The organism is Ruegeria sp. AA3 (assembly GCF_056542905.1).
Map to the genome: position 1 here is coordinate 234963 of NZ_JBQGAQ010000003.1, position 25680 is coordinate 260642.

Consider the following 25680-nt stretch of genomic DNA (forward strand, 5'->3'; position numbering starts at 1 on the left):
GAGGAAAACATGCGGCCAGACACTTCTTGTCTGGTCGCATGTTTTTTGGGAGAGCGTCTTAATGTTGTTGGACCATTTGGCTGTTGCAGGTGAAACGCTGGAAGAGGCTTCTGACCATATCGAACAGGCGTTGGGTGTTCGATTGCAGGATGGCGGCAAGCACGAGAAATTCGGGACGTATAACCGCCTGTTGGGCCTGCGAGATGGCTTGTATCTGGAGGCGATTGCGATCGATCCCGATGCGCCCAACCCGCATAGGACGCGCTGGTTCGATCTGGACCGGTTCTCCGGATCGCCCCGCCTGACAAACTGGATTTGCCAGGTTCCCGATATCGAGGCTTCGCTGACCGTTTTTCCTGACGGTGTTGGTCAGCCCATCGATCTAAACCGAGGCGCGCTGCGCTGGCGCATGGCGGTTCCACCGAACGGGCGTCTGCCGTTTGATAATCTCTTTCCCGCCCTCATCCAGTGGCTGGGCGATCTGCATCCTGCACAAATGTTGCAGGACAGCGGCTGCCAGCTGCAACGCTTGATCGTGTGCCACCCGGATGCTCTCGATCTGGCCAAAGGCTTGGGGGCGTTGGATTATGTCATTTTTGATAGTGGTCCGGCAGCATTGCGCGCAGAAATTGAAACTCCACATGGGCTGCGCGTGCTGGAATGATCATCCGACAAGCAACGGTCGACGACGCACCCGCGATTACCGAGATCACAAACGCGATCATTCGTGACACGCTGGTCACTTTCACCACCGATGAACGCAGCGTGGAAAAAGTGACCGCAGAGATAGAAACCCGTGGGCCGGTTTTTCTAGTTGCCGAACGCGATGGGTTGGTCGAGGGATTTGCAACTTATAACTTATTCCGGTCGGGCCCCGGTTATGCGCAGTGCCGCGAGCATTCGATCCAGTTGGCGCCTGAGGCCAGAGGGCAGGGCACGGGGCGCGCATTAATGCAGGCCTTGGAGGCCATCGCCAAAACAAACAATGTGCATGTTCTGGTTGCGGGTATTTCCTCGGCCAACCCAGCAGCCGTCGCTTTCCATTCGGCAATCGGTTTCAAACAGGTGGGGCATATGCCCGAAGTGGGGTTTAAATGGGGGCAGCGCTTGGATCTTGTTCTGATGCAGAAAATACTTGCCCCGCAGTCATCTGTCGCACCTGACAGTCGCGCAAAGGCGCGCTAGGGTGCGGCCATGTCGATCTGGACCAGAATAGCTGATGCGCTTAATGCGCTTGCCCAGGGCGAAAGCCTGACCGCAGTATTTGAAAAGCTGCGTACGCCCCCCGAACGTTCGGTCGCGTTTGCAATTGCCGTTGTGGCACTAGGGGCAAAGATGGCCAAGGCCGATGGTCAGGTGACACGCGATGAGGTCACGGCCTTCCGCGAAGTGTTCCAGATCGCGCCCGAAGACGAAGACGGCGCAGCCAAGGTCTTTGACATGGCCCGAACCGACGTCGCCGGATACAAAGATTACGCGCGCAAGATCGCGGGAATGTTTGCGGAAGACAGCACCACGCTTTGCGATTTGATGGAAGGGCTCTTTCACATCGCTATGGCAGATGGGTTCTATCACCCAAACGAGAATGAATTTCTTGAAGAGGTTAGCCGAATTTTTGGCCAGACTGACGCTCAATTCATGGCCTTGCGTGCGCGATTTGTGCCGGACGCACCCAAAGATCCGTACACAGTGTTAGGCGTTGCGAGGAATGCGCCACTGCCCGAAATACGCAAAGTCTGGCGGCAGTTGGTGAGAGAGACTCATCCCGATGCGATGATGGCACGAGGCGTGCCCGAGGAAGCGGTGCGTCTGGCCGAGAAAAAGATGATCGATATCAACCGCGCCTGGGATGAAATAAACGGCGCTCGGGTGTGATCGGTGCGGCTGGCGACCTACAATATCGAATGGTTCGCCAATCTGTTTGATCGCGACGATAATCTGGTCGTCGACGATAGTTGGTCAGGGCGGCGTGACATAACCAAAGTGCAGCAGATCGAAGCGGTGGCCAAGGTTCTGACCGCCGTCGATGCCGATGCTGTATTGGTCGTTGAGGCCCCAAATACAGGCAAAACGCAAAATACCGTCCGCGCCCTTCAGCGGTTTGCCGAAGCATTCAATCTGCGCACGTCCCATGCAGTGATGGGGTTTGCCAATGATACGCATCAGGAACTGGCTCTGTTGTTCGATCCGGATGCCTTGAAAGCACGCCACGAGCCAGTCGGACAACTGAGTGATCCAGCCGCTCCTCGGTTCGATGGCGTGTTCCGCATTGATCTGGACGTCGATGCCACCGAAGATCAGGTCGAGTTCTCGAAACCGCCAATGGAATTGGCCATCGAGACCGCCAATGGATCGACTCTCCGCCTGATAGGGGCACATCTAAAATCCAAAGCCCCCCATGGTGCCGGGTCACGGGACGAAATGATCCGTCTGTCCATTGCCAACCGCCGCAAACAACTGGCGCAGGCGGTTTGGTTGGCGCGACGCGTTGAACACCACATTAACGCCAAAGAGCCAGTTATCTTGCTTGGTGATCTGAACGATGGCCCGGGGCTGGATGAGTTTGAGCATCTGTTCGGGAGATCTTCGGTCGAGATTCTATTGCAGGCAGGGCTTTATGATCCTCACGCCGCGCAAGCGCATCGCCCGCGTCCCGGATCAATACCGGCTACGGCGCGTTTTGAACGTCGGGAGGAGGGAAGGTATCTTGAGGCGCTGCTCGACTACATCATGATCAGCAATGATCTGCGTGATCATGACCCGGTCTGGCGCATCTGGCATCCATTTCGGGACGCCGCATGCTGGGGTACTCCCGAATTGCGCGATGCTTTGCTGGCAGCATCCGACCACTTTCCTGTGACGCTGGATATAGATCTGTAGCCTTTCAACTGCATCGGCCACCTCTTATATTTCTACCATGCGACATGTGTTGAAGATCTGCGCAACCTGCGCACTGGTGGCAATACCCGCCCATGCTGAAGAGGACAGCAAGTCCTTGATGGAGCGAGGTGCCGAGCTTTTTCTGGAAGGTCTACGGCAGGAAATGGAGCCCACGATCGAGGATTTGCGCGGTTTCGCCGAGCAGTTCGGCCCGGCATTGCAATCATTCCTGCAGGAGATGGGGCCAGCGCTGGCTGAACTCGCCACTGAGGTTAAGGATTGGACGGCCTATGAAACGCCCGAAATGTTGCCCAACGGCGATATTATCATCCGTAAAAAGCCGGCACAGGAACGACCCGAAGAATCGGTTCCGCAAGATGACATTCCATCCGATGGCTTGACCGATATTTGATCAGCCCCTCAGGATAACCTTGGGTTCAGAATTCACCGCATTAGCCAATGAGTTGAACCGCGCTTCGGCAACTTCGTTGAACAATGGACCTGCTGATTTGGGCAAGCGCAGTTCAAGCTTTTGCTTCTTCGGATAGTAGCGCAACTTACCCATAGCCGCGTCATGCTGCATCCAAAGCATTGCGCCAAAGCGAAGCGCTTTACCCAGAATTTCGGCCTGTTCCTGGCCGCGCTCATCCAGCAACTCATAGAGTTTGTTAAATCGGCTACCTTCACGCTTGTTCCGATATCGGTGCTGCAAAGCGAGGCCGATAAATACTCTCTCAGAGTGTTTGATCCCGCTCATGTTGGCACGGGTCACATATTCGAAACAGGCCTCGGCTCGGTAGTCGGGGTGCGCGCGCCAACTGACGTCGTGCAGCAGACAGGCGGTTTTGATCAGTCGCACCCGCTGCTCTGGCGCCGAGCGAAAAAGGGGCATGACAAAATCGAACAGGTGTTTTCCGAACCCGGGCAGGCGTGCATCTTTTGCTTCGGCAAAACGGCTTACCTCGATCAACGGGTCGCGATCGCGCAGGCGTTGCGGCATCTGCTCATACAGTAATCCTTCGCGGATGCCATAGCTGGATATCGCGATGTCCTTGGGCTTGAAGGTGCGAATCAAGCGGGAAAGCACATCCATTGCATAAGGGATCAGCGCCATACGCGAACCAGATACACCAGCCTTACTGCGCAATTCATCCGCGTTATTCTGTTCGATGAATTTGATGGTCTCGCGAACTTGACTCTGAGTCATACGGTATTCGTGCAGCACGTTTAGCGGGTAGCCTCGGCGCAGCATGTCAAGGCGTGCGAAGGCGCGCCAACTGCCGCCAACAAGAAACAGGCGATCCCGCTGGGGGCCCATCTTATCGCGCATCTCTTCCATAGTCTTCTTGATATGTGTCTTACGCGCCCGACGACCGCCTTTGATATCGCGCAGTTTGAGCGGACCCAAAGGCGAGGTCATGCGACGCCCGACCTTGCCGCCTCCGATTTCTGCCAGTTCGACTGACGAACCTCCGATGTCACAGATCAAACCATACGCGCCGGGCCATCCCAACAATACGCCTTGCGCTGACAGGCGGGCTTCTTCTTCGCCATTGACCACATTGATGATCAATCCTGTTTCCGCTTTTACCTGCTCACAGAAATCGCGACCATCTTTTGCTTCACGCACCGCTGCAGTGGCGACGGCGTGCAGGGTGGGTAACCCGAGGTCTTCCGCTAGATATTTGAAGCGATGCAATGCAGCCAGCGCGCGTACACGTCCCAACGGGTTAAGACGCCCGGTTTCGGATAGGCCTGCCCCCAATTCGCACATGACCTTTTCGTTGTAGAAATAAGCCGGAGAGCGCGCTGCACCATCGAAGATCACCATGCGGACCGAGTTGGATCCGATATCGACAACGCCAACCCGAGACAGCGCCCGAGCCCCCGGATCTTCGAAAATGGGCTTTCCAAACAGCCCGTGATCGGGGAAATCGGTCTCGGCAGTCTGTGTCATTGTGTCCCCAGATGTTTTGGGCGCAGGATGCGGGATCACCTGTGTTGGGTCAATCGTGGGCATCAGATTGTTCGAGTTCTGTGTTCAATAGACGCACCGCCAGCGCACGGGTGATATCGCGCTTTTCATCGAGTGCAATGCGATCCAATTCGTCAACCACTTTCGCTGCAGCTTCAAAACTGCGATCCATGTGTTTGACCAGATACGCGATGACATCCGGGCCGGGGCTTAGCTGACGGTCAGTGAATAGCTTTGCGAGAACTGCACCTAACAGAGCGTCATCCGGCGCTTCCAAGGCCACATGGTGCGCCCCTTCCACACGACTTTGCAGATCGGCCAACGGCAGGTGCCATAGCTTTGGCGCGGCACGTCCGGTCATAAGCAAGGCGTTCCCCTCGGCCAGCACCAGATTATGCAGGTGAAATAGCGTTTTTTGCTGTTCAGGATCACCTGCAACTAGGGGAACATCCTCGATTGCGACCGAGGTACGCGCGAGGTTGGGAACCTCTTCGTAGCGCAAATCAGTGGCCTGCACGATGCGGCCACCTGTTTCCGCCGCCCAAACATGGGCCAAGTGGGTTTTCCCTGATCCTGCCGGGCCGCTTAGCACCAGCTTGTTTCCTGGCCATGAGGTCGCTGAGATCATCGCGACGGCTAACGCATTGGCGGGCGAGACAAAGAAGTCTTCGCGGCCCAAGGCGGTCTTGGACGGCAGATCAAAGCTTAGCTGAGTGGCCATTTATTCGTCGTCCTGTTCGAGCCCTTCAAGCCCGGTATAAAGACGGCTGTTCAGATATTGCTCGGTCGCGAACCGGGCCAAAACACCCAAGGCTGCAGCAACTGGAACTGCGACCAGCATTCCGACGAAGCCAAATAGTGCGCCGAAGACTGACAACGCCAGCAGCAGCCAGACGGGGTGCAAACCGACTGAGCTGCCTACCAACTTAGGGGTCAGGAAGTTGCCCTCGGTCACCTGTCCGATGGCAAATATGCCCGCGACCAAACCGATATGCGCCCAGTCCCCCCAAAACTGAAACAGAGCGAGACCAATGGCCAGAGAGCCTCCGATCAAGGCGCCGAGATAAGGAATGAACGTGACCAGCCCGGCGATGAAGCCAACGATCAGGCCGAATTGCAAACCAACCAGCATCAGCGCAACTGCGTAATATGTACCAAGGATCAGACAGACAGTGCCCATTCCGCGCACGAATGAGGCCAGAACGGCATCAATCTCACCCGCCAGCCGCTTGATCGTAGGGGCGTGATCGCGGGGCAGCAGCTCTCCGATCCGGGCAATCATGCGGTCCCAGTCCATCAGCAGATAGACTGCAACAACCGGCACGATGACCAGCAATACGACAACGTTTATGGCCGATCCCAGCGAGGCCAGAACCGTCTGCAAAACATCTCCAGTTTTGGATTTCAGCGTTTCGCCGAAAGACACCAACATCTGGTGCGTGTTCGATTCCCGGTCCAGAAGAGCGGGGAATTGTTGTTCAATAAATGCGCGCAGTTGCTTGAAAAGGCTAGGTAATGTATCGATCAGATCCAGTAGCTGAGTGATCAGGGCCGGAACGACCATCAAGATCATCAATACAAAGCCCAGCACTCCAACCACGGTTATGATCGCGGTCGCCGCCATTCGCGATAGACCCAGTTTTTCCAGGCGGTCCGCAACGGGATCAAGGAAATAGGCAATCGCACCACCGATCACGAAGGGTAGCAAGACATCACCCAACAGGTACAAAAGCAGCACGAAAACGACAGTGGCAATGCCCCAGTATCTAAGCTGATCCTTCACCGGCAAGGCCATAGCGCAATCCCTCGTTTGCACAGCATTGCCGTGTTCTTGGCCCATGACGCCCGGCGATGCAAGCGGTTCATGGTGCGCGATTTTTACGCCCTAGTCTGTCAGTGTACCCAGTTCCGGAGTATCTCCTGTAGCCAGTTCATCAGACCAGTTGGTGCGCCAGATTTCTGCTGACCAGTGGCCGCAATGCACCTCGGGGCGATCAAAGCCGGTCAGGGCAGGCAGCAGCGGCGCGACCACCACATCGTGGCGCGGAACGGCGAAATACGGAAAGGAATAGCGTTCATGCCCGGATCGATTGACTACGCGATGCGGGGTCGATTTCAATCGCCCGCCTGACCATAGTTCCAGCATGTCGCCGATATTAACCACGAAGCCGCCTGGAGGGCATTCCGGTGTGATCCAGCCTCCGGTGCGGGTCTGTACCTCAAGCCCGCCGACCGGATCGGGTGCGATTATTGTCAGCGCATCGGTGTCTTTGTGTGGATGTATGCCATAGCCACGTTCTTCTGATGCCTGCGGTGGGTAATGCAGCAGGGTCATGTTGGTCATCGGGTCGCGGAAGGCGTCGCGCAGAGTGTTGGGTGGGATCTCTAAGCCAACCTCTAGGGCACCGAGCAAAAGATCGGTCACGCCATCAAGCTGTTGCCAATAATCCAGTATGACCGTACGCGCCTGCGGCACCTCTCGGGGCCAGATATTCGGGCCGTAAAGTGCGCATTCAGCCCGGATCGGGGCATCTTCGGCTGCTTCGAAATGCAGCTTGTACCCTTCGTACTTATCCGCCGTGCCCGAGCCGTCATTGGGCGTGAAGAAACCCATCGGTATGTACCCGCGATAGTTTTCGCGAGTGATGGCCTGGTCCCATTTTCGGGCCTCTTCGATATCAAAGATCGCTCTGACACAGCCGCGTACCTGATCAATGTGCTCAGACGAAATGCCTGTCCCGGTGATCGACAGAAACCCGATACTGGTGCAGGCATCCATGATCTGCGCGACCGTTGACTGATACTGTGGTCCGGCGGGATTGGTCAGCGGGCTGATATCAATAGTTGGAATATGCTCCATTAGGTAGTTCTCACGCCTTGGCGTTCCAATTCCTGATGCACAGGCGCAAGGTTCATGCTGTCGAGTTCCTGATTGCTTTTCAGCGACAAGGCCGCCGCGATCCCTGCGCCCTGACCCATCACCGCGCAGCAGGACATGTTGCGCGTCGCGGCGTGTGCGACCCGATCCGCGCCATGGGACCGGCCCGCAACCAACAAACCCTTGATCCCTTTGGGCAGCATCGAGCGATACGGGATCTGCATATATCGCCCCGTGGTCGGCAAGATCAGAATGCCGTAACCGTCGATGAATTCAGGGTAAATACCAATGGAATCCTCGAACCGGCCCTGATGGCGGGCATCGGTTTCGGTCATGTTGTAGACTGCATCAATCTTGCGCGTATCCCGAATGCCGATGGTCATGCCGAAATTGCGCAGACGTGCGTTTTCGCAGCCCGGCATGAAACGGCGGAGGGCATCAATGGCCAGCATCGTCTGACGGCGGCCTTCGATCTCGCCAATTGTCAGGCTGTCTGGGTCGGTCCCGTCGATCTGATCCATATGGATCAGGTTCATATAGGTCAGTTCTCCGGTATCGTGCATCGCCCCCCAGGTGCCGGCGATCGTGTTCAGATGCGCTGGTATTAAGCCCTCATCAATGGCCTGCTGGAAGGGTTTCTTGACGAAGGGCGAGAACATGTCGTCCTCTTTGCCAGAGGTCTCGATATTCCATTCGCCGCCGCCGCCCCAGTCCTTGTAAGTCTGCGGGTCGGCTTTGATACCTTCCATGAAGGCCCGTTTGTCAACGCCGGCCAGATGAAACATGACCGAGGCTGCCATCATGTCCTCACGCGGTGTCTTGTGGGTCGGGGCTCCTGCGCGATGTGCCACATCCGCATCCCCCGTTGCGTCGATGACAACCTTGGCCAAGATCGCCTCACGCCCCGCTTTGGATTCGGTGATCACGCCGGTGATGCGATCCCCGTCCATGATCGGGGCGACGAATTGTCGATGCAGCATCGGATTAACGCCGGCCTCTTCGACCAGCTTGTCGGCCACCAGCTTGAAGCCCTCGCTGTCCAGTTCATAGCTGAGCGATTGGCTTTCGGGCACGGCTGCGCCCATTTCCTTGGCGCGGGTCTCGAATTCCAGGCCGATGCCCCCGGCCTCGACGGTTTGTTCGTGGCGGTACCAGGCAAAGCCTTCGACGCCAACGGCCGTAATGTTGCCACCCATGCAACCGAACCTGTCCATCAAGGAAACTTCGGCCCCTGCGCGTGCGGCGGCAAGCGCAGCGGACAATCCTGCTGGGCCAGAGCCCACAACCAAAACATCTGTCTGGTGAACAACAGGGATCTGGCGGGCGGGTTCGGTGATTGTTCGCATTGTTGCCTCGCGATTGAACGTTTGCGCCAACATTGAAAAACCCGGCGTTGCGGTCAATCGAAAAACCGACAGCGGCGGGGTCGTAAAAACGCCATTGCGTGATTGCCCCCGGCGGGGCTTTGGCATAATCACCTTGCAGCGAAATTCTCACCCGTAAGGTTACGTTATGCGCCTCAGCCGTTACTTTCTGCCCGTTCTCAAGGAAAACCCCTCGGAGGCTCAGATCGTCAGCCACCGGCTGATGTTGAGGGCCGGGATGATCAAACAGGCTGCTGCCGGGATTTATTCCTGGTTGCCGTTGGGCTTTAAAGTTCTGCGCAAGCTGGAAAACATCGTGCACGAAGAGCAGGCGCGGGCAGGACATATCGCGATCCAGATGCCGATTCTGCAATCAGCCGACCTATGGCGCGAATCCGGACGTTATGATGACTACGGTCAAGAGATGCTGCGGATGCAGGACCGCCACGGTCGCGATATGCTGTACACGCCGACCGCCGAGGAATTGGTAACTGATATCTTCCGCGGCCATGTCAGCAGCTACAAAGACCTGCCGCTGACGCTCTATCAGATTCAGTGGAAATTCCGCGACGAAATCCGCCCGCGATTTGGCGTGATGCGGGGGCGTGAGTTCTACATGAAGGACGGCTATAACTTCGATCTGACCAAAGAAGACGCGTTGCACGCCTACAACCGCCATCTGGTCAGCTATCTGCGCACCTATGAACGCATGGGCCTGCAAGCCATACCGATGCGCGCTGATTCCGGACCTATCGGAGGCGATTACACTCATGAATTCCTCGTGCTGGCCGATACCGGCGAGTCCGAGGTGTTCTATGACAGCGCAGTCACAGATCTGACCTTCGGCGATCGTGAGATCGACTATGATAGCCGCGAACAGTGTCAGGCGATCATGGATGAGTTCACCTCGAAATACGCCCGCACCGACGAGACCCACGACGAGGCTTTGTTCAACCAACTCCCTGAAGAGCGCCGCCGCATAGCGCGTGGGATCGAAGTTGGTCAGATATTCTATTTCGGCACGAACTATTCCGAAGCTATGGGTGCAACCGTACAAGGCCCCGATGGCAAGCCGGTTCCAGTTCACATGGGCAGCCACGGCATCGGCGTCAGCCGACTGATCGGTGCGATAATCGAGGCCAGCCATGACGACAAGGGCATCATCTGGCCCGAAGGCGTGACGCCGTTCCATTGCGGTATCGTGAACTTGAAGCAAGGTGATGAAGAGGCTGATGCGGCCTGCGACAATCTCTATGCCGCGCTGACAGCGCTGGGGCTTGAGCCGCTTTACGATGATCGGAAAGAACGGGCAGGGGGCAAGTTTGCCACTATGGACCTGATCGGTCTGCCTTGGCGTATCACTGTCGGGCCGCGCGGTCTGAAGAACGGTGTTGTCGAACTGACTTGTCGCAGAACCGGTGAAAGTGAAGAGTTGAGCCCCGAGGCAGCTGTCACCAAGATCGCAGAAATCTACGAGGGTATCGCCTGAACAAGGCGATGTACTTTCTGAGATTTAGCTCAGTTTGCTGATGTCGGGCGGTCGGTCAGGATATCGCCGTCCGCTTCACTCCCTCGAGCAACCACGATTGGGCGACCAAAGCGGCGCACGAGCTCGGCGAGTTCAAAGCCAAGAAACCGCAATCCACAGATACGTTCGTCTGTGGCGCGATCTGAAATGCACAGCCGCCCTTGCCGGAAAGCAAGGCGATAGCCTTTGTCTCGTAGAATGTCAGTCAAACCGGCCCAGCTAGCGGCACTTAAGAAAATTGGCCTGATTGCCGCGCGCAACAAAGCTGCGCTTTCACAATCCAGTTCTGTTGCTGCCGAACGGGCTAATATTGGGCCCGTGCCTTTCATATGTTCTTGAATACCCATGAGCGTACCTCCGCCCTTAAACTCTTAAAATGTGTCCCCCACACAAAAAGGGTGACAAAATTTCCTACACTTATCAATTTGTGAAACAATATTTCGCGCCCAAATGTTGCGATTGTGACCCAGTCAGGTACGGATATCTCACATTGACTTCATACCTGAAACAATAAGCCTTTGTCTGTGAAGAGGTTCACAACCTTTGGTGTATCGAAGTGGAGGTGATTCTCGCTTCGACGGTGAAGCGCTGACCTGAGTGCGAATGATTCGTTTCAGACTGTTCTTTTCATGCCCGCGTCGGCTGCAGAAGCGCCAATCGGACATCCGCGCGATAACCGGCTTGACCATCTGACCAAATGTCGAGAGGGTCGCGAAAAATCTGAACCCGAGGCAGGAATGGCCAAAACACCACCGCCCTTCGCTCTTTTTGAATGGAAGATTGCCTGGCGTTATCTGCGTGCCCGCCGTGCGGATGGCGGCGTCAGTGTGATGACTTGGATCTCGCTGATCGGGATCACGCTAGCCGTGTTCGCATTGATCGCCACGTTGGCGGTCAGGTCTGGTTTTCGCTCCGAATTCGTGGGCACCATTCTGGGGGCCAACGCCCATGTCACCGTTTATTCCGCCGGAGAGGTTGATGCGCAGGGGCGGCTGGATCGCACCATCACCGATTTCGATGGTATGGCCGAGCGGATCGCGCAGGTGCCCGGGGTTGAGCGCGCCGCCCCGCTGGTCAAAGGGCAGGTGTTGATCACCAATACTGACCGCAGCTCTGGCGTGCAGGTCTTTGGCATGCGTCCTGACGATCTGGCTGATCTGTCGGGTATTGCTGAAAGCGAAGAAGCCTATGGCGATCTGTCCAGATTCCCGAAGGGCATTGCCATCGGCTCGGGCGTGGCGCGTGCGATCGGGGCGACTGTTGGAGATCGAGTGAAGCTGACTTCGCCCAATGGTGTGAAAACCGCCTTTGGTACGTCGCCGCGCGTGAATGCTTATGAAGTGGTCTATGTCTTTTCGGCCGGGCGTTTTGACATCGATCGTACCCGAGTCTACATGCCCTTCACCGAGGCGCAGAGCTTCTTCAACCGTGAAGGAGTGGCGGATGAGATCGAGGTGATGGTCGATCGCCCCGAAGAGCTGACCCCGATCTTGATCCCGATTATCGAGGCAGCTGGAGAGCGTAGTCAGATATGGACTTGGCAGGATGCTTCAGGCGGTTTTTTGCGGGCATTGGAAGTCGAAGACAACGTTATGTTCATCATCCTTTCGATCCTCGTGTTGATCGCGGCGATGAATATCGTTTCGGGTTTGATCATGCTGGTGAAGAACAAGGGTCGCGACATCGGTATCTTGCGCACTATTGGCCTTAGCGAAGGGTCAGTACTTAGGGTGTTCTTCATCTGCGGAGCGTTCACGGGCATCATCGGGACCGCAATGGGCGTCATTCTGGGCTGCCTCTTCGCCATCTATATCGACCCGATATTCTCGTTCGTGAACTACGTCATGGGTGGCGGCGTCTGGGATCCTTCCATTCGCGGTATCTATGCCTTGCCTGCCGAGTTGCACTTATCGGATGTCTTGAAAGCCATCGGTCTTTCGTTGGGCCTGTCCTTCCTTGTTACCTATTTCCCGGCCCGCCGCGCGGCGCAGCTGAACCCGGTTGAGGCGCTGCGCTATGAATGATGTGACGTTAAGGCTCAGCGGTCTGAGCAAGACATATCTTCCAGGCACGCCAGGTGAGATTCAGGTGTTGCGAGGTGCCGATCTGGAGCTGCGCGCCGGGGAGGCGGTCGCGCTGGTGGCGCCATCAGGCGCAGGGAAGTCGACCCTGCTGCACATCGCGGGTCTTCTGGATACGCCCGATACCGGCGAGGTTGAAATCGCTGGTCAGGGGGCGATGGGCAAAGGGGATCGCACACGCACAGCGATCCGGCGGCGTGATGTGGGATTCGTCTATCAGTTTCACCACCTGCTTCCCGAATTCACGGCACTGGAAAATATCATTCTGCCGCAACTTGCGAATGGCACATCCGAAAAAGCGGCGCAGGTACGAGCGATGCAGTTGCTCGATCGTGTTGGCGTTTCGGCCCGCGCGGAACACCGGCCAGCCGCATTGTCGGGCGGAGAACAACAGCGCGTGGCTTTTTGCAGGGCATTGGCCAATAAGCCCCGTGTTCTGCTAGCGGATGAGCCGACCGGTAATCTGGACCCCGAAACCTCGGATCAGGTCTTTGCAGCCCTCATGGCGCTGGTGCGGGACGAAGGGCTATCGGCGCTGATCGCCACGCACAACCTCGATCTGGCGGCGCGGATGGACCGGATGTTGCGGCTGGAAGGCGGTGTGCTCAAGCCAGCTGAGTGATTGCGACACCGATCGCCATTACCGCAATGCCTCCCGCCCGTATCAATGTCAGCGGTGTGACCTGAGCACCGAACAGGCCAAAATGGTCGATCGCAGCTGTGCTGATCAACTGGCCCAGCAGTACGAAAAACACGGCATTCCCCACTCCGAAATGTGGGGCTACATGGGTAATTGATAGCACGTAAAACGCGATCAGTACGCCGCCCAACAGTAAGTGACGCGGAGCTTGTGCGATTTTGGCAAAGGCCTCACTTCCTCCGAGGATCAAAAGCGCCAGGGCCGAGGACACAAAGGCAATCGCGAACAGAATCACGGCCGCAGCGGTCGGCGATCCGATCAGTCGGCCCAAGGCTGCATTCAGGGCGGCAAGGATGGGAACGCCGATCCCGGCGGCCAGCATTATTGCTGCGTATTGTGTCATGGCCCTGTATCCCTGCGCTCATTTCGTTGATCTGGATCATTGCGCCAGTGTGGCCGTCGGGCAAGTCTGGAATTGTCAGGCAGAAAGGAGAAAAGCGATGGTCCGATCAATACTTGGCTTAGTCTCGCTGTCGGTACTCACTGCGATTTCGTCGCCCGTTTTCGCACAGGATGCCGAGGCTGGGGCCGAGCTGTATCAGCATCACTGCGCGACCTGTCATGGGTTGGACGCAACCGGGCATGGCCCGATGGCTGGCGTGCTCTTGATCCAGCCAACGAACCTGAAAGCGCTGCTGGATGTTGATGGAGATTTTCCGACCGCGCGCGTGGTCGCCCGGATTGATGGACGCGATCCGTTGGTCAGCCATGGAAGCCCGATGCCGGTATATGGGCCTTATTTCGAAGGGAATGACACCGCAATCAAGACGCCCGAGGGGCAGCCGATTCTGACCAGCAAGCCGATTGTGGATCTGGTGGCATTCCTGAAAACTCTACAGGAGGGCTAGAAGGCTCAACGGCAGATACCTTGCACTTTCACGCCCGACCAAGGCAGCAACACAGCGCTTTCGCGCTGGTTTCCAGGGAGTTTTGAGACATCGAAATGTACGCTTAACATATCGTGCAGGCGTTTGGTTCGGGGTGCTTCGGGGTCGAGTGCGCGGCAGCAGACATATTCTTCGACAATCGCGCCTTGTTGTTCAAACCCATAGGCAAGAAAATCAGGCGAGGTATCCAGATCGAACAGATACGGATCATTCTGGCGCCCGTGCTCAGCCGCTGCGCGCAGCGGGTTATAGCCAGTCGTCTTGCGATTCTGCCATTGCCAGACATGGGTCAGTTCATGCGCCAGCAGCATGGCCGCGATCAGGTTCATCTGTTCAGGGTATTGGCTCATGTAGTCGTCCAGATACCAATCTTTCGTAAAGTACACGTGATTAAACAGGGCAACACCCGCCGGTTTGCCTGTCACGGTTTCCTCTTTGATGGGTGGCAAAATCCGCTCTCGACAAGCGACCCGAGGGCGGGCTTTGCGGGTAAAAGTAACTGCGGCAACCGGCGCGCCCTCGACCAAGCGCACGCGGTCAAGGTTCAGCGTTTCGCCATGAATTTTGCCAGCGAAGGTGCGTTCCTGATCGGTAAGGGGGCGGCCACAGGAAGCAAACAGAAACAGAGCAGAAATCATCAGGGTGCGGAGCATATCAACAAGCCTAATGTGGAAGCTTGGCTCTGCAAGCCGTTTTCAAAGGCTCATCGCCAAAACCCGGCTTATTTCTGTAAGCGAACGCCCGGATTGTTCCATCCAAGTGTTGAAAGCGGTTTGCACCGCAGCCATGGCTTTTTTGGAAGTCGCGGGTTTGTCGATGATGCCCTCGGCAACCAAACGAGCCGTCACGTCGCGTGACAGAATAAAACTATCCCGGCCAGCAAATCGCATGGCGTATTGGGCTGATGCACCGCCGAGTCGCGATCCGCGATTGGCCAGCATCTGCAGCAATCCGACGTAGTCCTGTGACGGCCAACCGCCCAAAGTTTGACCAACGCCACCCTCGGAGCGGAGTTCCAGAAGAAAGGCCGCATTGTCCCGAACGGCAGCGATTTTTGTGCCGTTTCGTACGATGCGAGTATCTTGGAGCAGGGCGTCGAACTTTTCATCATCCATGAATGCACAACGACCGAGGTCGAAGCCGTCAAAGGCTGTTTCAAACCCGTCCCACTTTGCCTCGATCACTTTCCAGTTAAACCCGGCCTGAAAAATCGTTTTCGTGATTATCGATAACCAACGGTCATCAGCCATCTCCGCCAGTTCATTTAGGGGGGTTGGTTTGGTTAGCTTGTTTTCCAGCGCTTCGGGTCCACTATGGCGGTCTGCTGCCAGCTCATAGATTTCATCAAAGTGACGCATCTTAGGCCCTCCGTTGCGCAAATGCTGATACATCCTGTTCGTTTGGCAAGTAAAAACCAGTGCGCAATCCGAAAAACCGAGATGTTTTTATTGACTAGTCAATCAAGTTCTTTCACTTTGTGGTATGAAGGGTGCGGCGTATGGGTAACACCGGACGGAAAGGGGCCGGAGCGATAGTTAGTATTGGCGGGGGCGGATGATCTGGCTAAAAACAACAACTGCCTGTTCAATTTCGACCAGAATTGTGCATGTTTCGATCGCACCGTGAACGAGGAAATACTGGATGGGCTGTAAAAAGCTCAAAAAAGGCAAATGAAAAAGACAGGGAGCCAAAACAATGAAAAAGCTTAGCGTAAGCGCGTTAGCTATCTTGGTCGCCAGTTCAGCCCATGCGGCAGACATGGGCGCTGTGGATGAACCGATCAAGCTGGCAATCAATGAATGGACTGGTCAGCACGTTACCACGCATGTGGCAGGCGAGATGCTGAAGGCTGCAGGTTATAACGTGGAATATGTGACCGCCGGCATGATGAACCAGTTCCAGGCACTGGCCGATGGCGACATCGATGCGACGCTGGAAATCTGGTCCTCTAACGTGTCAGACGAGTATGCCAAGAAGATTGACGAAGGCACTGTTGTCGAAATTGGCGATCTGGGCCTCGATGCGAAAGAAGGTATTGCCTACCCTGCGCACGTCGCCGAGCTGTGCCCGGGCCTGCCTGCGTGGGAGGCGTTGAAAGACTGCGCGCAGGTCTTCGCCACTGCCGAAACACTGCCTGGTGGTCGCCTGGTCGACTATCCTGCGGATTGGGGCACACCTGGCGCGGACCGCATGACCGGTCTTGAACTGCCGTTCAAAGCGGTTCCTGCAGGTTCTGAAGGTGCTCTGATCGCGGAATTGCGCGCCTCGACCGAGCGCAAGTCGCCGCTGCTGATCACCTTCTGGCAGCCGCACTGGGCGATGTCGGCCTATGATGTGCAGTTTGTTGAACTGCCTGCGGGCGAAGAGGCGTGCTTTAACGATCCGTCCTGGGGCCCGAACCCAAATGCGGTGAACGATTGCGACTTCTCACCGTCCCGCATCTTCAAGGCCGGTTGGAGCGGCATGGAAGAGAAGTGGCCTGCAGCCTATGAAATCCTGACCAACTATCAACTGGCGGTCGAAGACCAGCAGCCAATGATGGGTGCGATAGACGTAGATGGCGGTGCAGTCGAAGAGGTGGTCGCTGCATGGATGGCCGAGAACGAAGGCAAGTGGCGTCCTGTGGTTGACGCGGCAACCAAGTGAGCCCGCTTTAGTGACTGACGCCAATACGCCAGCCATTGCCTGCCAGAATCTCTGGCAGGTTTTTGGCCCCGGCGCTGAGAAAGCTCTGACCGACGCGCTGTCTCGGTCAGGGAATGACGCCGACAAAGCCGCAACTGATCTTCGGGAACACGGGTTTATTCCCGCTGTTCAAGACGCCAATTTCGAAGTTCGCGAAGGCGAGCTATTCGTCATCATGGGGCTTTCGGGTTCGGGCAAATCGACGCTGATCCGCTGCATCTCGCAACTGTTGCCTGGTACGGGCGGGGAAATCCGCGTGGATGGCGAGAACGTTATCGGTGCATCCAAGAAGGTGCTGACCGATCTTCGGCGCAAAAAGCTAGGCATGGTGTTCCAGCATTTCGGCTTGTTTCCACATATGACTGTGGCTGAAAACGTAGCATACCCGCTGCGGGTTCAGGGGGTGAGTAAAAAAGAACGTTTGGCGCGCGCGCAAGAAGTGATCTCTCTGGTCGGTCTGGAAGGGCGCGAAGACAGTTTCCCCCGGCAGCTTTCAGGCGGCCAACGCCAGCGTGTGGGGATCGCGCGCAGTCTTGCCGTGAATCCGGACATTTGGTTTCTGGACGAGCCGTTCTCGGCGCTCGACCCATTGATCCGCCGTCAGCTGCAGGATGAGTTCCTGCGTATTCAGGCGACGTTGAAAAAGTCGATCGTCTTTATCACTCATGATATCCAAGAGGCTCTGAAGCTGGCCGACCGCATCGCCATCATGCGCGATGGCAAGATCGTACAGATCGGCACACCAACGGACATCGTGCTGCGCCCGGTGGACGACTATGTGCGCGAATTCTCGAAGGACGTGGCCAAAGGTCAGCACGCCAAGGTCGCCTCGGTCATGCGCGATGATGGGGAATGTGGGCCAGATGATCCGGGCCTGACCACATCAATGACATTGGATGCAGCACTTGCGCATTGCATGGAGCTTTATGAACCCGTGCCCGTGCGCGATGCAGACGGCAATATTGTCGGCACCGTGCATCCGTCTGATTTGGCTGCAGCCTTGCAGGTGGATGAGACATGACCGCGGTGACGGACACTCCCGCGCAACAGGTTCGCCTGACAGCCGGGGCGCAAGCTGCGCTGATTACAGTGATCGTCGGCGCGGTCTGCCTTGCGCTGGAAGGCGTCGTCCCGTGGCTGGTCAAATGGCCCGCCGCGTGGGAATTGCCCGCAACTCAATGGGTTGGGGCATTTCTGGATTGGTTTCTGAACGGCATCAAACCGGCCATGCGGCTGTTTTCGGACCTGATGACCTATCCGATGAATGCTGCCAACTATGTGCTCGGGAACACCCCGTGGCCGATCCTCATCGGTATCGTCACCGCTCTGGGCTGGTATCTGGGTGGCTTGCCCATGGCGGCGCTGGGCTTTATCGGCCTCAGCTTCGTTCTGGCCTCGGGCTATTGGGCCGAGAGCATGAACACGCTCGCCCTCGTCGCCGTGTCCGTGCCCGTGGCGCTGATTATGGGCGGCGCGATCGGCATCCTCGCCAATGAGGTGCCGCGGGTGAAGTCATTCGTGCAGGCGGTGCTGGACATCATGCAGACGGTACCGACATTCGCCTATCTGACGCCGCTGCTGCTGCTGTTTGGCTTTGGTCCAGTGGTTGGCCTGATCGCCTCGGCCATCTATGCGGCGCCGCCGATGGCGCGCAACGTGATGCTAGGACTGGAACGGGTGGAATCCGAGATCAAGGAAGCCGCCATCATGTCCGGCGGCACCCGCCTGCAGCAACTATTTCAGGTCGAGATTCCGGCGGCCACCACGCAGATCATGGTCGGTGTGAACCAATGCCTGATGGCGGCCCTGTCGATGGTGATCATCGCCGCCGTCATCGGTGGCTTCAACGACATCGGCTGGGAGGTTCTGCTGACCATGCGCAAGGCGCAGTTCGGCGAATCCCTGATGGCTGGTCTGGTCATCGTCGTCTTCGCTGTCGTGATCGACCGGATGAGTGGCACTCTGGCGACCGAACGCAAGCGCTATGACAGCCGCGTTGTCTGGGCGATGCTGGGCTTTGCGGTGCTGTTCACCGCTGCCTTCTGGGCGTGGCTGCCGAACCCGTCCGAGCTAACCGTGCTGGACCCGATGGCCGGGGCCATCGACAGCGGCCTGACCGCGTTCACGCAGGCCAACGGGCCGTGGCTGGATGCGCTCAAGAACAACTCACTGTTCTATGTGCTGCTGCCGCTGCGGATCGGGCTGGATCAGGCGGTGCTGCCTTTCACATGGGGATTCCAGTGGACCCCCAACATGAGCTTGGGTCTCTTCGCCGCTGGGGCCGCAATCGCGCTGCTGATGGCTTGGCGCGGGTACCTGACCGGAGGGCTGGTGGTTTTGATCCTGATCGGCATGCTGGAAACCGGCATCGCCAACCTGCCATGGCCCTTTGTTCTGACCGGGGCTGCCGCACTGGGCTGGGTCGCAGGTGGCTGGCGTCTGGCGGCGTTGTCGGTGGGTCTGCTCTGCACCATCCTTGTCTCAGGCCTGTGGGAACGCGCCTTGCTGTCGCTCTACCTCAGCGGTGCTGCGGTGTTCTTCTGCGCCTTGCTTGGCGGTCTGATCGGGCTGGCCAGTGCGGTCTGGTCTCCGGTCTGGACCGTTGTGCGCCCGATCTGCGATATGCTGCAGACGATCCCGCTTTTCGTGTTCCTGATCCCGGTCCTGATGGTGTTCCAGATAGGAGAGTTCTCGGCTTTCCTTGCGATCTGTGCTTATGCGATTGTCCCGATGATCCGCTACACGCGGCACGGGCTGGTCAACACGCCCGAGGAAATGATGGAGGCCGCGATCTCCAGCGGCGCGACTGAGTGGCAGATCATGCGCGATGTTCGCGCGCCTTATGCTGCACCGACCATCCTGCTGGGTTTGAACCAGACCATCCTTTATGCCTTTGCCATGTTGGTGATCGCCGCATTGATCGGCACGACCGGTCTGGGTCAGTCGATCTATCTGGCACTGGGGCAGGCTGATGTGGGGCTTGGCATCTCGGCTGGGGCGGCGATGGCTATCCTCGCGCTGATCGCCGATCGCATGGTGCAGGGCTTTGCCGAAGAACGCCGCAAGGCGCTGGGCCTCTAAGACAGGGCTGGGGCGGGCAACCGCCCCATGCCGCACTTGATTTCGGACAAAGACCCACACGTGATCACGACGTAATCCGGGTGCGACATGTTCGGAGATAAAAATGACCGGTTGGGGCTATTTCCTCGCAGCACTCGTGACCTTTCTGCTCAGCCACATGATCCCGGCGCGGCCAGCGGTGCGCGGCTGGCTGATAGGCACACTCGGGCGCACAGGGTACTTCGCTGCCTACTCACTGATCTCGCTTGTGGTATTGGGCTGGCTGATCGTCGCCGCTGCCAATGCACCATATCTCGAGGTCATTCCGCCGCTCACCATCTTCCGTTGGGCGCCACTTCTCGTTATGCCGATAGTCTGTTGGCTGGCCATTGCGGGCCTCTCGATCCAGAACCCATTTTCTTTTGGAGGATTAGGGCATCGTTCCTTTGATCCAGAATCCCCCGGCATCCTGCTCACTACGCGCCATCCGATCTTAGTGGCGCTGATGCTTTGGGCCGTTGCCCACCTACTGGCAAATGGCAGTCTGTCACATGTCATCCTGTTCGGATTGTTCGCGGGCTTCGCTGCGATGGGAATGGTTCTGATCGACCGCCGCACAGCCCGTTACATGGGGTCGGATTGGCATCGCCTATCTCGAAATACCGCGCGTATCTCCTTGCGCGTGCCTCGTCCATGGCCACGCTTTTGGGTCTGGCTTGCCGCTTTCGCTGCGTACGCAGTTATCTTCCATCTGCACGAAGCTGTGATCGGGCTCTCGCCGATGCCGTAAAACAGAGGAGTGGCCGAACCGCCCGGCTCGTGCTATCTGATCTGTCACCATTCGAAGTCTTGAGGTCTCCAAATGCATCTCGCCTATGTCACAACCACCGATCGCGGTGCCACCGATCGCCTGCTCAGCACTTTTGCCGAGGCGCTGACAGATGCGGGCACCGCGTTGTCGGGTGTGGTGCAAACCAACACCGAATGCGCCGAAGGTTACAAATGCGATATGGACCTTAAGGTGTTGCCGACCGGAGAAACCATTCGCATCTCGCAATCGCTGGGTAAAAATGCGCGTGGGTGTCGTCTGGACCCGGCCGAGTTGGAACGCGCTGTCGGATTGGTGACGCAATCTCTGGATAACGCTCCTCAGTTGCTGATTATCAACAAGTTCGGCAAGCATGAGGCCGACGGGCGCGGCTTTCGCCCTCTCATAGCGGACGCGTTGGGACGTGGGATACCGGTCCTGGTAGGGCTCAACAAACTGAATATAGAACGGTTTCAGGAGTTCGCGGGCGGGATGGCCGAAGCGCTCGAACCGGACCTCGGTCGCCTGACTGATTGGCTTGACGGTCTGAACCAGCCTGAAACGCAGCGCACAGCCTGACTGTCCATCATGGGCGGTCGTTAAGCCGCATTCGACACGAGAATGTGAAAAAACTGGACATGTCTGACTGCATCGGGTCTAGCTTCGGCGAGGAAGCAATCCGGTAGTCCGACAGGATAGGGACGCACCGGTGGAATCGGGGCGTATCATGAGCCAATCCCAGACGGATCCTTGCCAGCTATCCACCAATCCCGGGCGGATTCAGCAGTTGGCTGGAACTGACAGATTTTGGCTTTGGTTATTTTGCGGTTACTTCTTGCTGCACGTTGTCGTCCGGCTTGCAACGGGTGGTGCGCTTGGTCTGGACGAGGCCGAGATTTTGCTGGATGCCCGCGAACTTCAATGGGGTTACGGCCCCCAACTACCACTGTATGCATGGTTGCAATGGGCCGTTTTCCAGATCACCAGCCCAAGCATACTTGGGCTGTCGCTGCTGAAGAACGGGTTGCTGTTGGCGACCGTCGTCACTCTTTATATGACTATTCGGACCCGACAAAATCCCGTAGTCGCAGGGGTGTCGGTGCTGTCTTTGTTGATGCTTTATCAATTCAGTTGGGAAGCGCAGCGCGCGCTGACGCACACAGTTCTCGCCAATCTCTGTTCCGCGCTGAGTTTCGCGGTGATCTGGGGCTTGATCCGCAATCCCACGACCAAAGGCTATGTCCTGCTAGGCGTGGTGATGGCGGCGGGTGGGCTGTCCAAGTACAATTACGCTATTGCGCTCCTGGCTATGTTTCTGGCGGCGCTCAGTGCGCGACAGACGCGTAAACCTTTCTTATCGGTGAGGTTGTTGTCGTCGGCCGGTATCGCTGCGGCTCTGATTGCTGCTCCGATGGTGTGGATTCTGAACCATTCGGCCCTTGCCTTTGACAGCGCGCGCAAACTCGACATGTCTAGCGATGGGCCCACCTATTCGGCGGCCTTGCGCGGCGCAGCCGAGTTGTCGATGGCGGCGCTGGGTTTTGTGGCGCTGTTATCCCTGATTATTAGCATTCTCTGGTTGATCTACCGGCGGCAAGGGGCGCCCGGTGTCGCGGATGACCTATTGCGTTTTATGCTGCGGACGGTGATTTGGGCTTTGGTCCTGATGGCGTTGATCGTGATCATCAGTGGCAGTACCAATATTAAGGATCGCTGGCTGCAACCCATCCTGATATTTGCAGGTCCAGCCATTATGCTGTGGCTTCTACCCATGATTGGTCGAGCTGGAACCCGGCGCTTCTGCCAGATCTCGGCCGGGCTAGCTGTGCTGATCGTCGTGGCCATGCTGCATCATAATCTTGCCGGAAACGCAAAGCGTGCGGCTCCGTTTGCTGCGCTTACCCCTCAGATACTGGATCAGACCCCGCCTGATATCGCGATCGTTGCCCATAACTGGCTGGCTGGCAACATGGCCTATCTGGCCCCGGATCGATCAATTCACGGCGAACGTCGCGTGAGTGTATCTGCTCCGTCGCTCCGTGTTTGGGTTGCAGGTCGAAAAGCACCGAAAGACATCGATCCGGCTGATGTTGTCACCTTGGAAGCCCCGTATCGATTTGATTCTGATGAATTGATGTCGCTGTCTTTCGCACCTGTGACCCGGTAGCGTTGGACAGCAACTCAATTGAAGATCAGGGCGCTCAACAGTCATCCCATGGTCTTGAATATTCCGGACGCGCTTTGGCGCGATCTCTAGAGCAAATCAGGCGGCCCAGCCAACGAGTGACGAACGACCATCCTAGTATCTATGCAGACTGATCGGCCTTCTGACCTACCTTCAACCATTTCTACAAGTACCTGTGCAGCCTTGCGCCCCATTTCGCGATGAGGGACGTGAACTGTCGTCAGGGACGGGCTTACAATTTCGGCCAACTCAATGTCATCAAATCCAGTTATCGAAAGCTGCTCTGGAACCTGAATGCCAAGATTACGTGCTTCGCGCAGGGCCCCGGCGGCAAGGACGTCGTTGCCACAAATCACCACCGTCGGCCTTGGGCTCAGGTTCATGAGTTTACGAAGGGCCTCGGCACCCTTTTCAATTTCGTATGTGGTTTCGATCAGAGTTAAGGTGTCAGGGTCGAGGCTGTTTTCCGTCATGGCATGTCTGACACCCTCAACCCGACTTTGAGCTCGGTCATTGCCTTTCGTTTTCCCCGAAATCATTGCGATCTGTCGGTGACCGGCCAAAATCACCTTTCGGGCCAGTTCTCCCATTGCTGCGGTGTTACTGAAACCGACCGAAGGGCGCTGCACCATTGGATCGTAAGACCAGGCAACCAATGACGGAATCTGGTGCTGTTCGAGATAATTGTAGATCTCTGCATCTCGTGCATATCCAATCAGCAGCAACCCGTCTGCACCGCGCGCGACGAGAGTGCGAATTTGTTCTCGCTCGACTTCGGGATCGTAGGCAGAGCTGGAGACCAAAAGCGTATATCCGTTTTCGCGAAGCTGGTCCTGAAATTCCTGCAGCCCGCGGGCGAAGATCGCGTTGTCCATTGTCGGGATTATCGCACCGATCGTAAAGCTGCGATTCGCTGCCATCACGCGGGCCGCGAAATTCGGTGTGTAGCCCAGCGATTCGACTGCTTGCATCACACGCTTGCGCGTGGATTCGACTACTTTTTCCGGTGAGTTCAGGCATCGCGAGACTGTGGCGGTCGATACGCCCGCCGCCTTTGCGACGTCGTTAAGTGTCGGAGCTGAACGGGTTTTTCCCATACTGTGCCTGCATCTGATCTGACGCCCGTCTTATCACAAAAATGCCCATTTGCCATCTATTCGTGTAAGCGCTTGCATTATCAATGTAAGCGCTTACAAATGTATTTGAGATAACGAACTGGGATTCCGTGATGTTCCTCTGGGCTGCTGCCGCTGTGTTTATCGTGTTCTTTGCCAATGTGGCCTTGGGCGCCTTTGGCGGTGGTGCGTTTCTGGGGGATGTCGGGGAAATGCTGGTTTTGTTTGCCGCCTCGATTTTGTTCGTGGTGGCCATTCTCAAGCAAGAGGCTGACCATAAAAACAAAAACGGCAGCTGACGGATTTCATGGGAGGAAGACAATGACGAATGGCAAGGATGGCCTCAAATCTGCTGAGCGCCGGAATTTTCTGAAACTGGCCTCAACCGGCTCGTTCACAGCGGCGCTTGTGGCTGGTGCGGGTGGCGTATTGTGGTCATCAGAGGCGGCGGCGCAGACCGCCAAAGAAGAAAAAGAACGCGAAAAAGCGGCTGATCACGTAATGACTGTCGCCACAGCTTATGTTTTGGGCGCTTCGCGCAGCTATCCGATTATGCAATTGGATCTGAAAGAGAACATCCAGAACGCCACCAACGGCAAGGTATATGTCAAGCTTGCCCCAGGTGGCCAATTGGGTGCAGGCGGCGCACTGGTCCAGAAAGTTCAGGGTGGAACAATTCAGGCGGCCCAGCATTCGCTGTCAAACTTTGCGCCCTTTGCGTCAACCGTTGACCTTATCAACATGCCGTATCTCTGCGGCTCGAACCAGCGGTTCACAAATCTGGTACATTCGGACACTTGGACCAATGAAGTTCACCCCAAGGTCGAAGCTGCTGGGTTCAAGGCCCTGTTCTACGTTGTCATCGATCCGCGTGTTGTCGCTGTGCGGCAGGGCGGGAACGCGATCATGACACCGTCTGATATGAGCGGTGTAAAATTCCGCGTACCGGGATCAAAAATGTTGCAGCAATATTATCGGATGGTCGGTGCGAATCCGACACCGGTTGCCTGGGGTGAGACGCCATCGGCGATCAAACAGGGTGTTGCGGATGCGCTCGACCCATCGGTTGGAGCACTGTATGTCTTTGGATTCAAAGATATCCTCAGCAATGTCACCTTCACGCAGGCGGTGCCTGACAGTCAGGTCTATTCCTGTAACCTTGAGTGGTTCAATTCCATGCCAGCCGACGTGCAGGAAGGGATCATGTGGGGTTCTGAAATGACCAGTCATCAGAATCTGTCCAAGGTTCCCTCGGCAAGGGCCTTTGCAATGGCCGAACTCAACAAGGCGGGCGTGCAATTCCATTCGCTGTCTGACGATCAATTGGCCGAGTGGCAAGATGCCGGTGGCTACCAGCGTTCGGAATGGGATCCTTTCAAGACCGAACTGGCAGGCTCGATGGAGAATTTCGAGAAACTGGTCGAAGCGGCTGGTACGCAGGGTAAATACTACGTCCACGACGCGTAATTTAGTTGGGCGAGGGGCAAAAGCCTTTCGCCCACTTTTTCCCATTCAACCAGATGGCAGCGGTCCC

The 25680-nt window shown here is 56.8% G+C and carries 27 protein-coding genes; 17 read left to right on the forward strand and 10 right to left on the reverse strand.

All coding sequences use genetic code 11. The features are described 5' to 3' along the window. Positions 1–61: 61 nt before the first annotated feature. From ACR0JR_RS07730 to ACR0JR_RS07750, 5 genes are read left to right on the forward strand one after another with little or no spacing between them, the layout of a single operon-like run. Complete coding sequence (locus tag ACR0JR_RS07730) at positions 62–664, forward strand: VOC family protein (RefSeq protein ID WP_170779706.1); 603 nt, start codon at positions 62–64, stop codon at positions 662–664. Next, the gene (locus ACR0JR_RS07735; RefSeq protein WP_480455674.1) at positions 661–1185 is read left to right on the forward strand and encodes an N-acetyltransferase family protein; all 525 of its coding nucleotides are present in this window, start codon (positions 661–663) and stop codon (positions 1183–1185) included. Before ACR0JR_RS07730 ends, ACR0JR_RS07735 begins: the two co-directional genes overlap by 4 nt. Before the next feature lie 9 nt (positions 1186–1194). Further along, the gene (locus tag ACR0JR_RS07740; RefSeq protein ID WP_170472498.1) at positions 1195–1875 is read left to right on the forward strand and encodes a molecular chaperone DjiA; all 681 of its coding nucleotides are present in this window, start codon (positions 1195–1197) and stop codon (positions 1873–1875) included. A 3-nt stretch (positions 1876–1878) separates the two neighbouring features. Next, the gene (locus ACR0JR_RS07745) at positions 1879–2880 is read left to right on the forward strand and encodes an endonuclease/exonuclease/phosphatase family protein (RefSeq protein ID WP_480455675.1); all 1002 of its coding nucleotides are present in this window, start codon (positions 1879–1881) and stop codon (positions 2878–2880) included. A gap of 37 nt (positions 2881–2917) precedes the next feature. Next, positions 2918–3292, forward strand: a complete 375-nt coding sequence (locus tag ACR0JR_RS07750; protein WP_480455676.1) for a hypothetical protein — start codon at positions 2918–2920, stop codon at positions 3290–3292. Here ACR0JR_RS07750 and ACR0JR_RS07755 read toward each other — a convergent pair whose 3' ends face one another. From ACR0JR_RS07755 to ACR0JR_RS07775, 5 genes are all read right to left on the reverse strand, one after another. Beyond that, positions 3293–4837 carry a Ppx/GppA family phosphatase gene (locus ACR0JR_RS07755; protein WP_480455812.1) on the reverse strand — a complete coding sequence of 515 codons (1545 nt, stop codon included), beginning with the start codon at positions 4835–4837 and terminating at the stop codon, positions 3293–3295. A 49-nt stretch (positions 4838–4886) separates the two neighbouring features. Next, on the reverse strand, positions 4887–5576 hold the full coding sequence (locus ACR0JR_RS07760) for a P-loop NTPase family protein (RefSeq protein ID WP_480455677.1): 690 nt from the start codon (positions 5574–5576) through the stop codon (positions 4887–4889). Then, positions 5577–6650 carry an AI-2E family transporter gene (locus ACR0JR_RS07765; RefSeq protein WP_170473373.1) on the reverse strand — a complete coding sequence of 358 codons (1074 nt, stop codon included), beginning with the start codon at positions 6648–6650 and terminating at the stop codon, positions 5577–5579. Between the two features lie 90 nt (positions 6651–6740). Beyond that, the gene (locus ACR0JR_RS07770; protein ID WP_480455679.1) at positions 6741–7715 is read right to left on the reverse strand and encodes an isopenicillin N synthase family dioxygenase; all 975 of its coding nucleotides are present in this window, start codon (positions 7713–7715) and stop codon (positions 6741–6743) included. Continuing rightward, positions 7715–9112, reverse strand: a complete 1398-nt coding sequence (locus tag ACR0JR_RS07775) for an FAD-dependent oxidoreductase (protein ID WP_480455680.1) — start codon at positions 9110–9112, stop codon at positions 7715–7717. The genes ACR0JR_RS07770 and ACR0JR_RS07775 overlap by 1 nt, the downstream gene beginning before the upstream one ends. 133 nt (positions 9113–9245) lie before the next feature. Between ACR0JR_RS07775 and proS the strand changes: the two genes are divergently transcribed. Further along, positions 9246–10586 (forward strand): proline--tRNA ligase, encoded by a 1341-nt coding sequence (proS, locus tag ACR0JR_RS07780; RefSeq protein WP_480455681.1) that lies wholly within the window; start codon positions 9246–9248, stop codon positions 10584–10586. Between the two features lie 29 nt (positions 10587–10615). On the opposite strand, the gene ACR0JR_RS07785 is transcribed toward proS, so the two are convergent. Then, positions 10616–10972 carry a hypothetical protein gene (locus ACR0JR_RS07785; RefSeq protein WP_170540871.1) on the reverse strand — a complete coding sequence of 119 codons (357 nt, stop codon included), beginning with the start codon at positions 10970–10972 and terminating at the stop codon, positions 10616–10618. Positions 10973–11362: 390 nt separating this feature from the next. Between ACR0JR_RS07785 and ACR0JR_RS07790 the strand changes: the two genes are divergently transcribed. Next, positions 11363–12649, forward strand: coding sequence for a lipoprotein-releasing ABC transporter permease subunit (locus ACR0JR_RS07790; protein WP_480455682.1), 1287 nt, complete (start codon positions 11363–11365; stop codon positions 12647–12649). Beyond that, a complete protein-coding gene (locus tag ACR0JR_RS07795; RefSeq protein WP_170540864.1) occupies positions 12642–13328 on the forward strand; it encodes an ABC transporter ATP-binding protein in 687 nt (228 codons plus the stop codon). The genes ACR0JR_RS07790 and ACR0JR_RS07795 overlap by 8 nt, the downstream gene beginning before the upstream one ends. On the opposite strand, the gene ACR0JR_RS07800 is transcribed toward ACR0JR_RS07795, so the two are convergent. Further along, positions 13312–13749 (reverse strand): DMT family transporter, encoded by a 438-nt coding sequence (locus ACR0JR_RS07800; protein ID WP_480455683.1) that lies wholly within the window; start codon positions 13747–13749, stop codon positions 13312–13314. The two genes, ACR0JR_RS07795 and ACR0JR_RS07800, sit on opposite strands and share 17 nt — an antisense overlap. Positions 13750–13846: 97 nt before the next feature. On the opposite strand from ACR0JR_RS07800, the gene ACR0JR_RS07805 reads away from it, so the two are divergent. Next, positions 13847–14254, forward strand: coding sequence for a cytochrome c (locus tag ACR0JR_RS07805; protein WP_170779734.1), 408 nt, complete (start codon positions 13847–13849; stop codon positions 14252–14254). A gap of 5 nt (positions 14255–14259) precedes the next feature. On the opposite strand, the gene ACR0JR_RS07810 is transcribed toward ACR0JR_RS07805, so the two are convergent. Together ACR0JR_RS07810 and ACR0JR_RS07815 are read right to left on the reverse strand one after the other, a co-directional pair. After that, complete coding sequence (locus ACR0JR_RS07810; protein ID WP_480455684.1) at positions 14260–14946, reverse strand: hypothetical protein; 687 nt, start codon at positions 14944–14946, stop codon at positions 14260–14262. 42 nt (positions 14947–14988) lie between these two features. Continuing rightward, a complete protein-coding gene (locus tag ACR0JR_RS07815) occupies positions 14989–15651 on the reverse strand; it encodes a DNA-3-methyladenine glycosylase I (RefSeq protein ID WP_170779738.1) in 663 nt (220 codons plus the stop codon). 337 nt (positions 15652–15988) lie between these two features. Between ACR0JR_RS07815 and ACR0JR_RS07820 the strand changes: the two genes are divergently transcribed. From ACR0JR_RS07820 to ACR0JR_RS07845, 6 genes are all read left to right on the forward strand, one after another. Beyond that, positions 15989–16939 carry an ABC transporter substrate-binding protein gene (locus tag ACR0JR_RS07820; protein ID WP_170472466.1) on the forward strand — a complete coding sequence of 317 codons (951 nt, stop codon included), beginning with the start codon at positions 15989–15991 and terminating at the stop codon, positions 16937–16939. Between the two features lie 10 nt (positions 16940–16949). After that, positions 16950–17999 carry a quaternary amine ABC transporter ATP-binding protein gene (locus ACR0JR_RS07825; protein WP_480455685.1) on the forward strand — a complete coding sequence of 350 codons (1050 nt, stop codon included), beginning with the start codon at positions 16950–16952 and terminating at the stop codon, positions 17997–17999. Further along, a complete protein-coding gene (locus ACR0JR_RS07830; protein WP_480455686.1) occupies positions 17996–20059 on the forward strand; it encodes an ABC transporter permease in 2064 nt (687 codons plus the stop codon). The genes ACR0JR_RS07825 and ACR0JR_RS07830 overlap by 4 nt, the downstream gene beginning before the upstream one ends. Before the next feature lie 103 nt (positions 20060–20162). Then, entirely contained in the window at positions 20163–20828 is a 666-nt protein-coding gene (locus tag ACR0JR_RS07835; protein WP_480455687.1) for an NnrU family protein, read from the forward strand. Between the two features lie 72 nt (positions 20829–20900). Beyond that, complete coding sequence (locus ACR0JR_RS07840) at positions 20901–21425, forward strand: DUF2478 domain-containing protein (RefSeq protein ID WP_480455688.1); 525 nt, start codon at positions 20901–20903, stop codon at positions 21423–21425. A gap of 148 nt (positions 21426–21573) precedes the next feature. Next, positions 21574–23013 carry an ArnT family glycosyltransferase gene (locus tag ACR0JR_RS07845; protein ID WP_480455689.1) on the forward strand — a complete coding sequence of 480 codons (1440 nt, stop codon included), beginning with the start codon at positions 21574–21576 and terminating at the stop codon, positions 23011–23013. 86 nt (positions 23014–23099) lie between these two features. Here the strand turns inward: ACR0JR_RS07845 and ACR0JR_RS07850 are convergent, their stop codons facing one another. Further along, complete coding sequence (locus tag ACR0JR_RS07850) at positions 23100–24128, reverse strand: LacI family DNA-binding transcriptional regulator (RefSeq protein ID WP_480455690.1); 1029 nt, start codon at positions 24126–24128, stop codon at positions 23100–23102. Positions 24129–24259: 131 nt separating this feature from the next. Here ACR0JR_RS07850 and ACR0JR_RS07855 point away from each other — a divergent pair, with 131 nt between their 5' ends. Together ACR0JR_RS07855 and ACR0JR_RS07860 are read left to right on the forward strand one after the other, a co-directional pair. Next, positions 24260–24445, forward strand: a complete 186-nt coding sequence (locus ACR0JR_RS07855) for a hypothetical protein (protein ID WP_010441969.1) — start codon at positions 24260–24262, stop codon at positions 24443–24445. A 22-nt stretch (positions 24446–24467) separates the two neighbouring features. Continuing rightward, positions 24468–25613: a TRAP transporter substrate-binding protein gene (locus ACR0JR_RS07860; RefSeq protein ID WP_170540842.1), complete on the forward strand. Its 1146-nt coding sequence runs from the start codon at positions 24468–24470 to the stop codon at positions 25611–25613. Positions 25614–25680 lie beyond the last annotated feature (67 nt).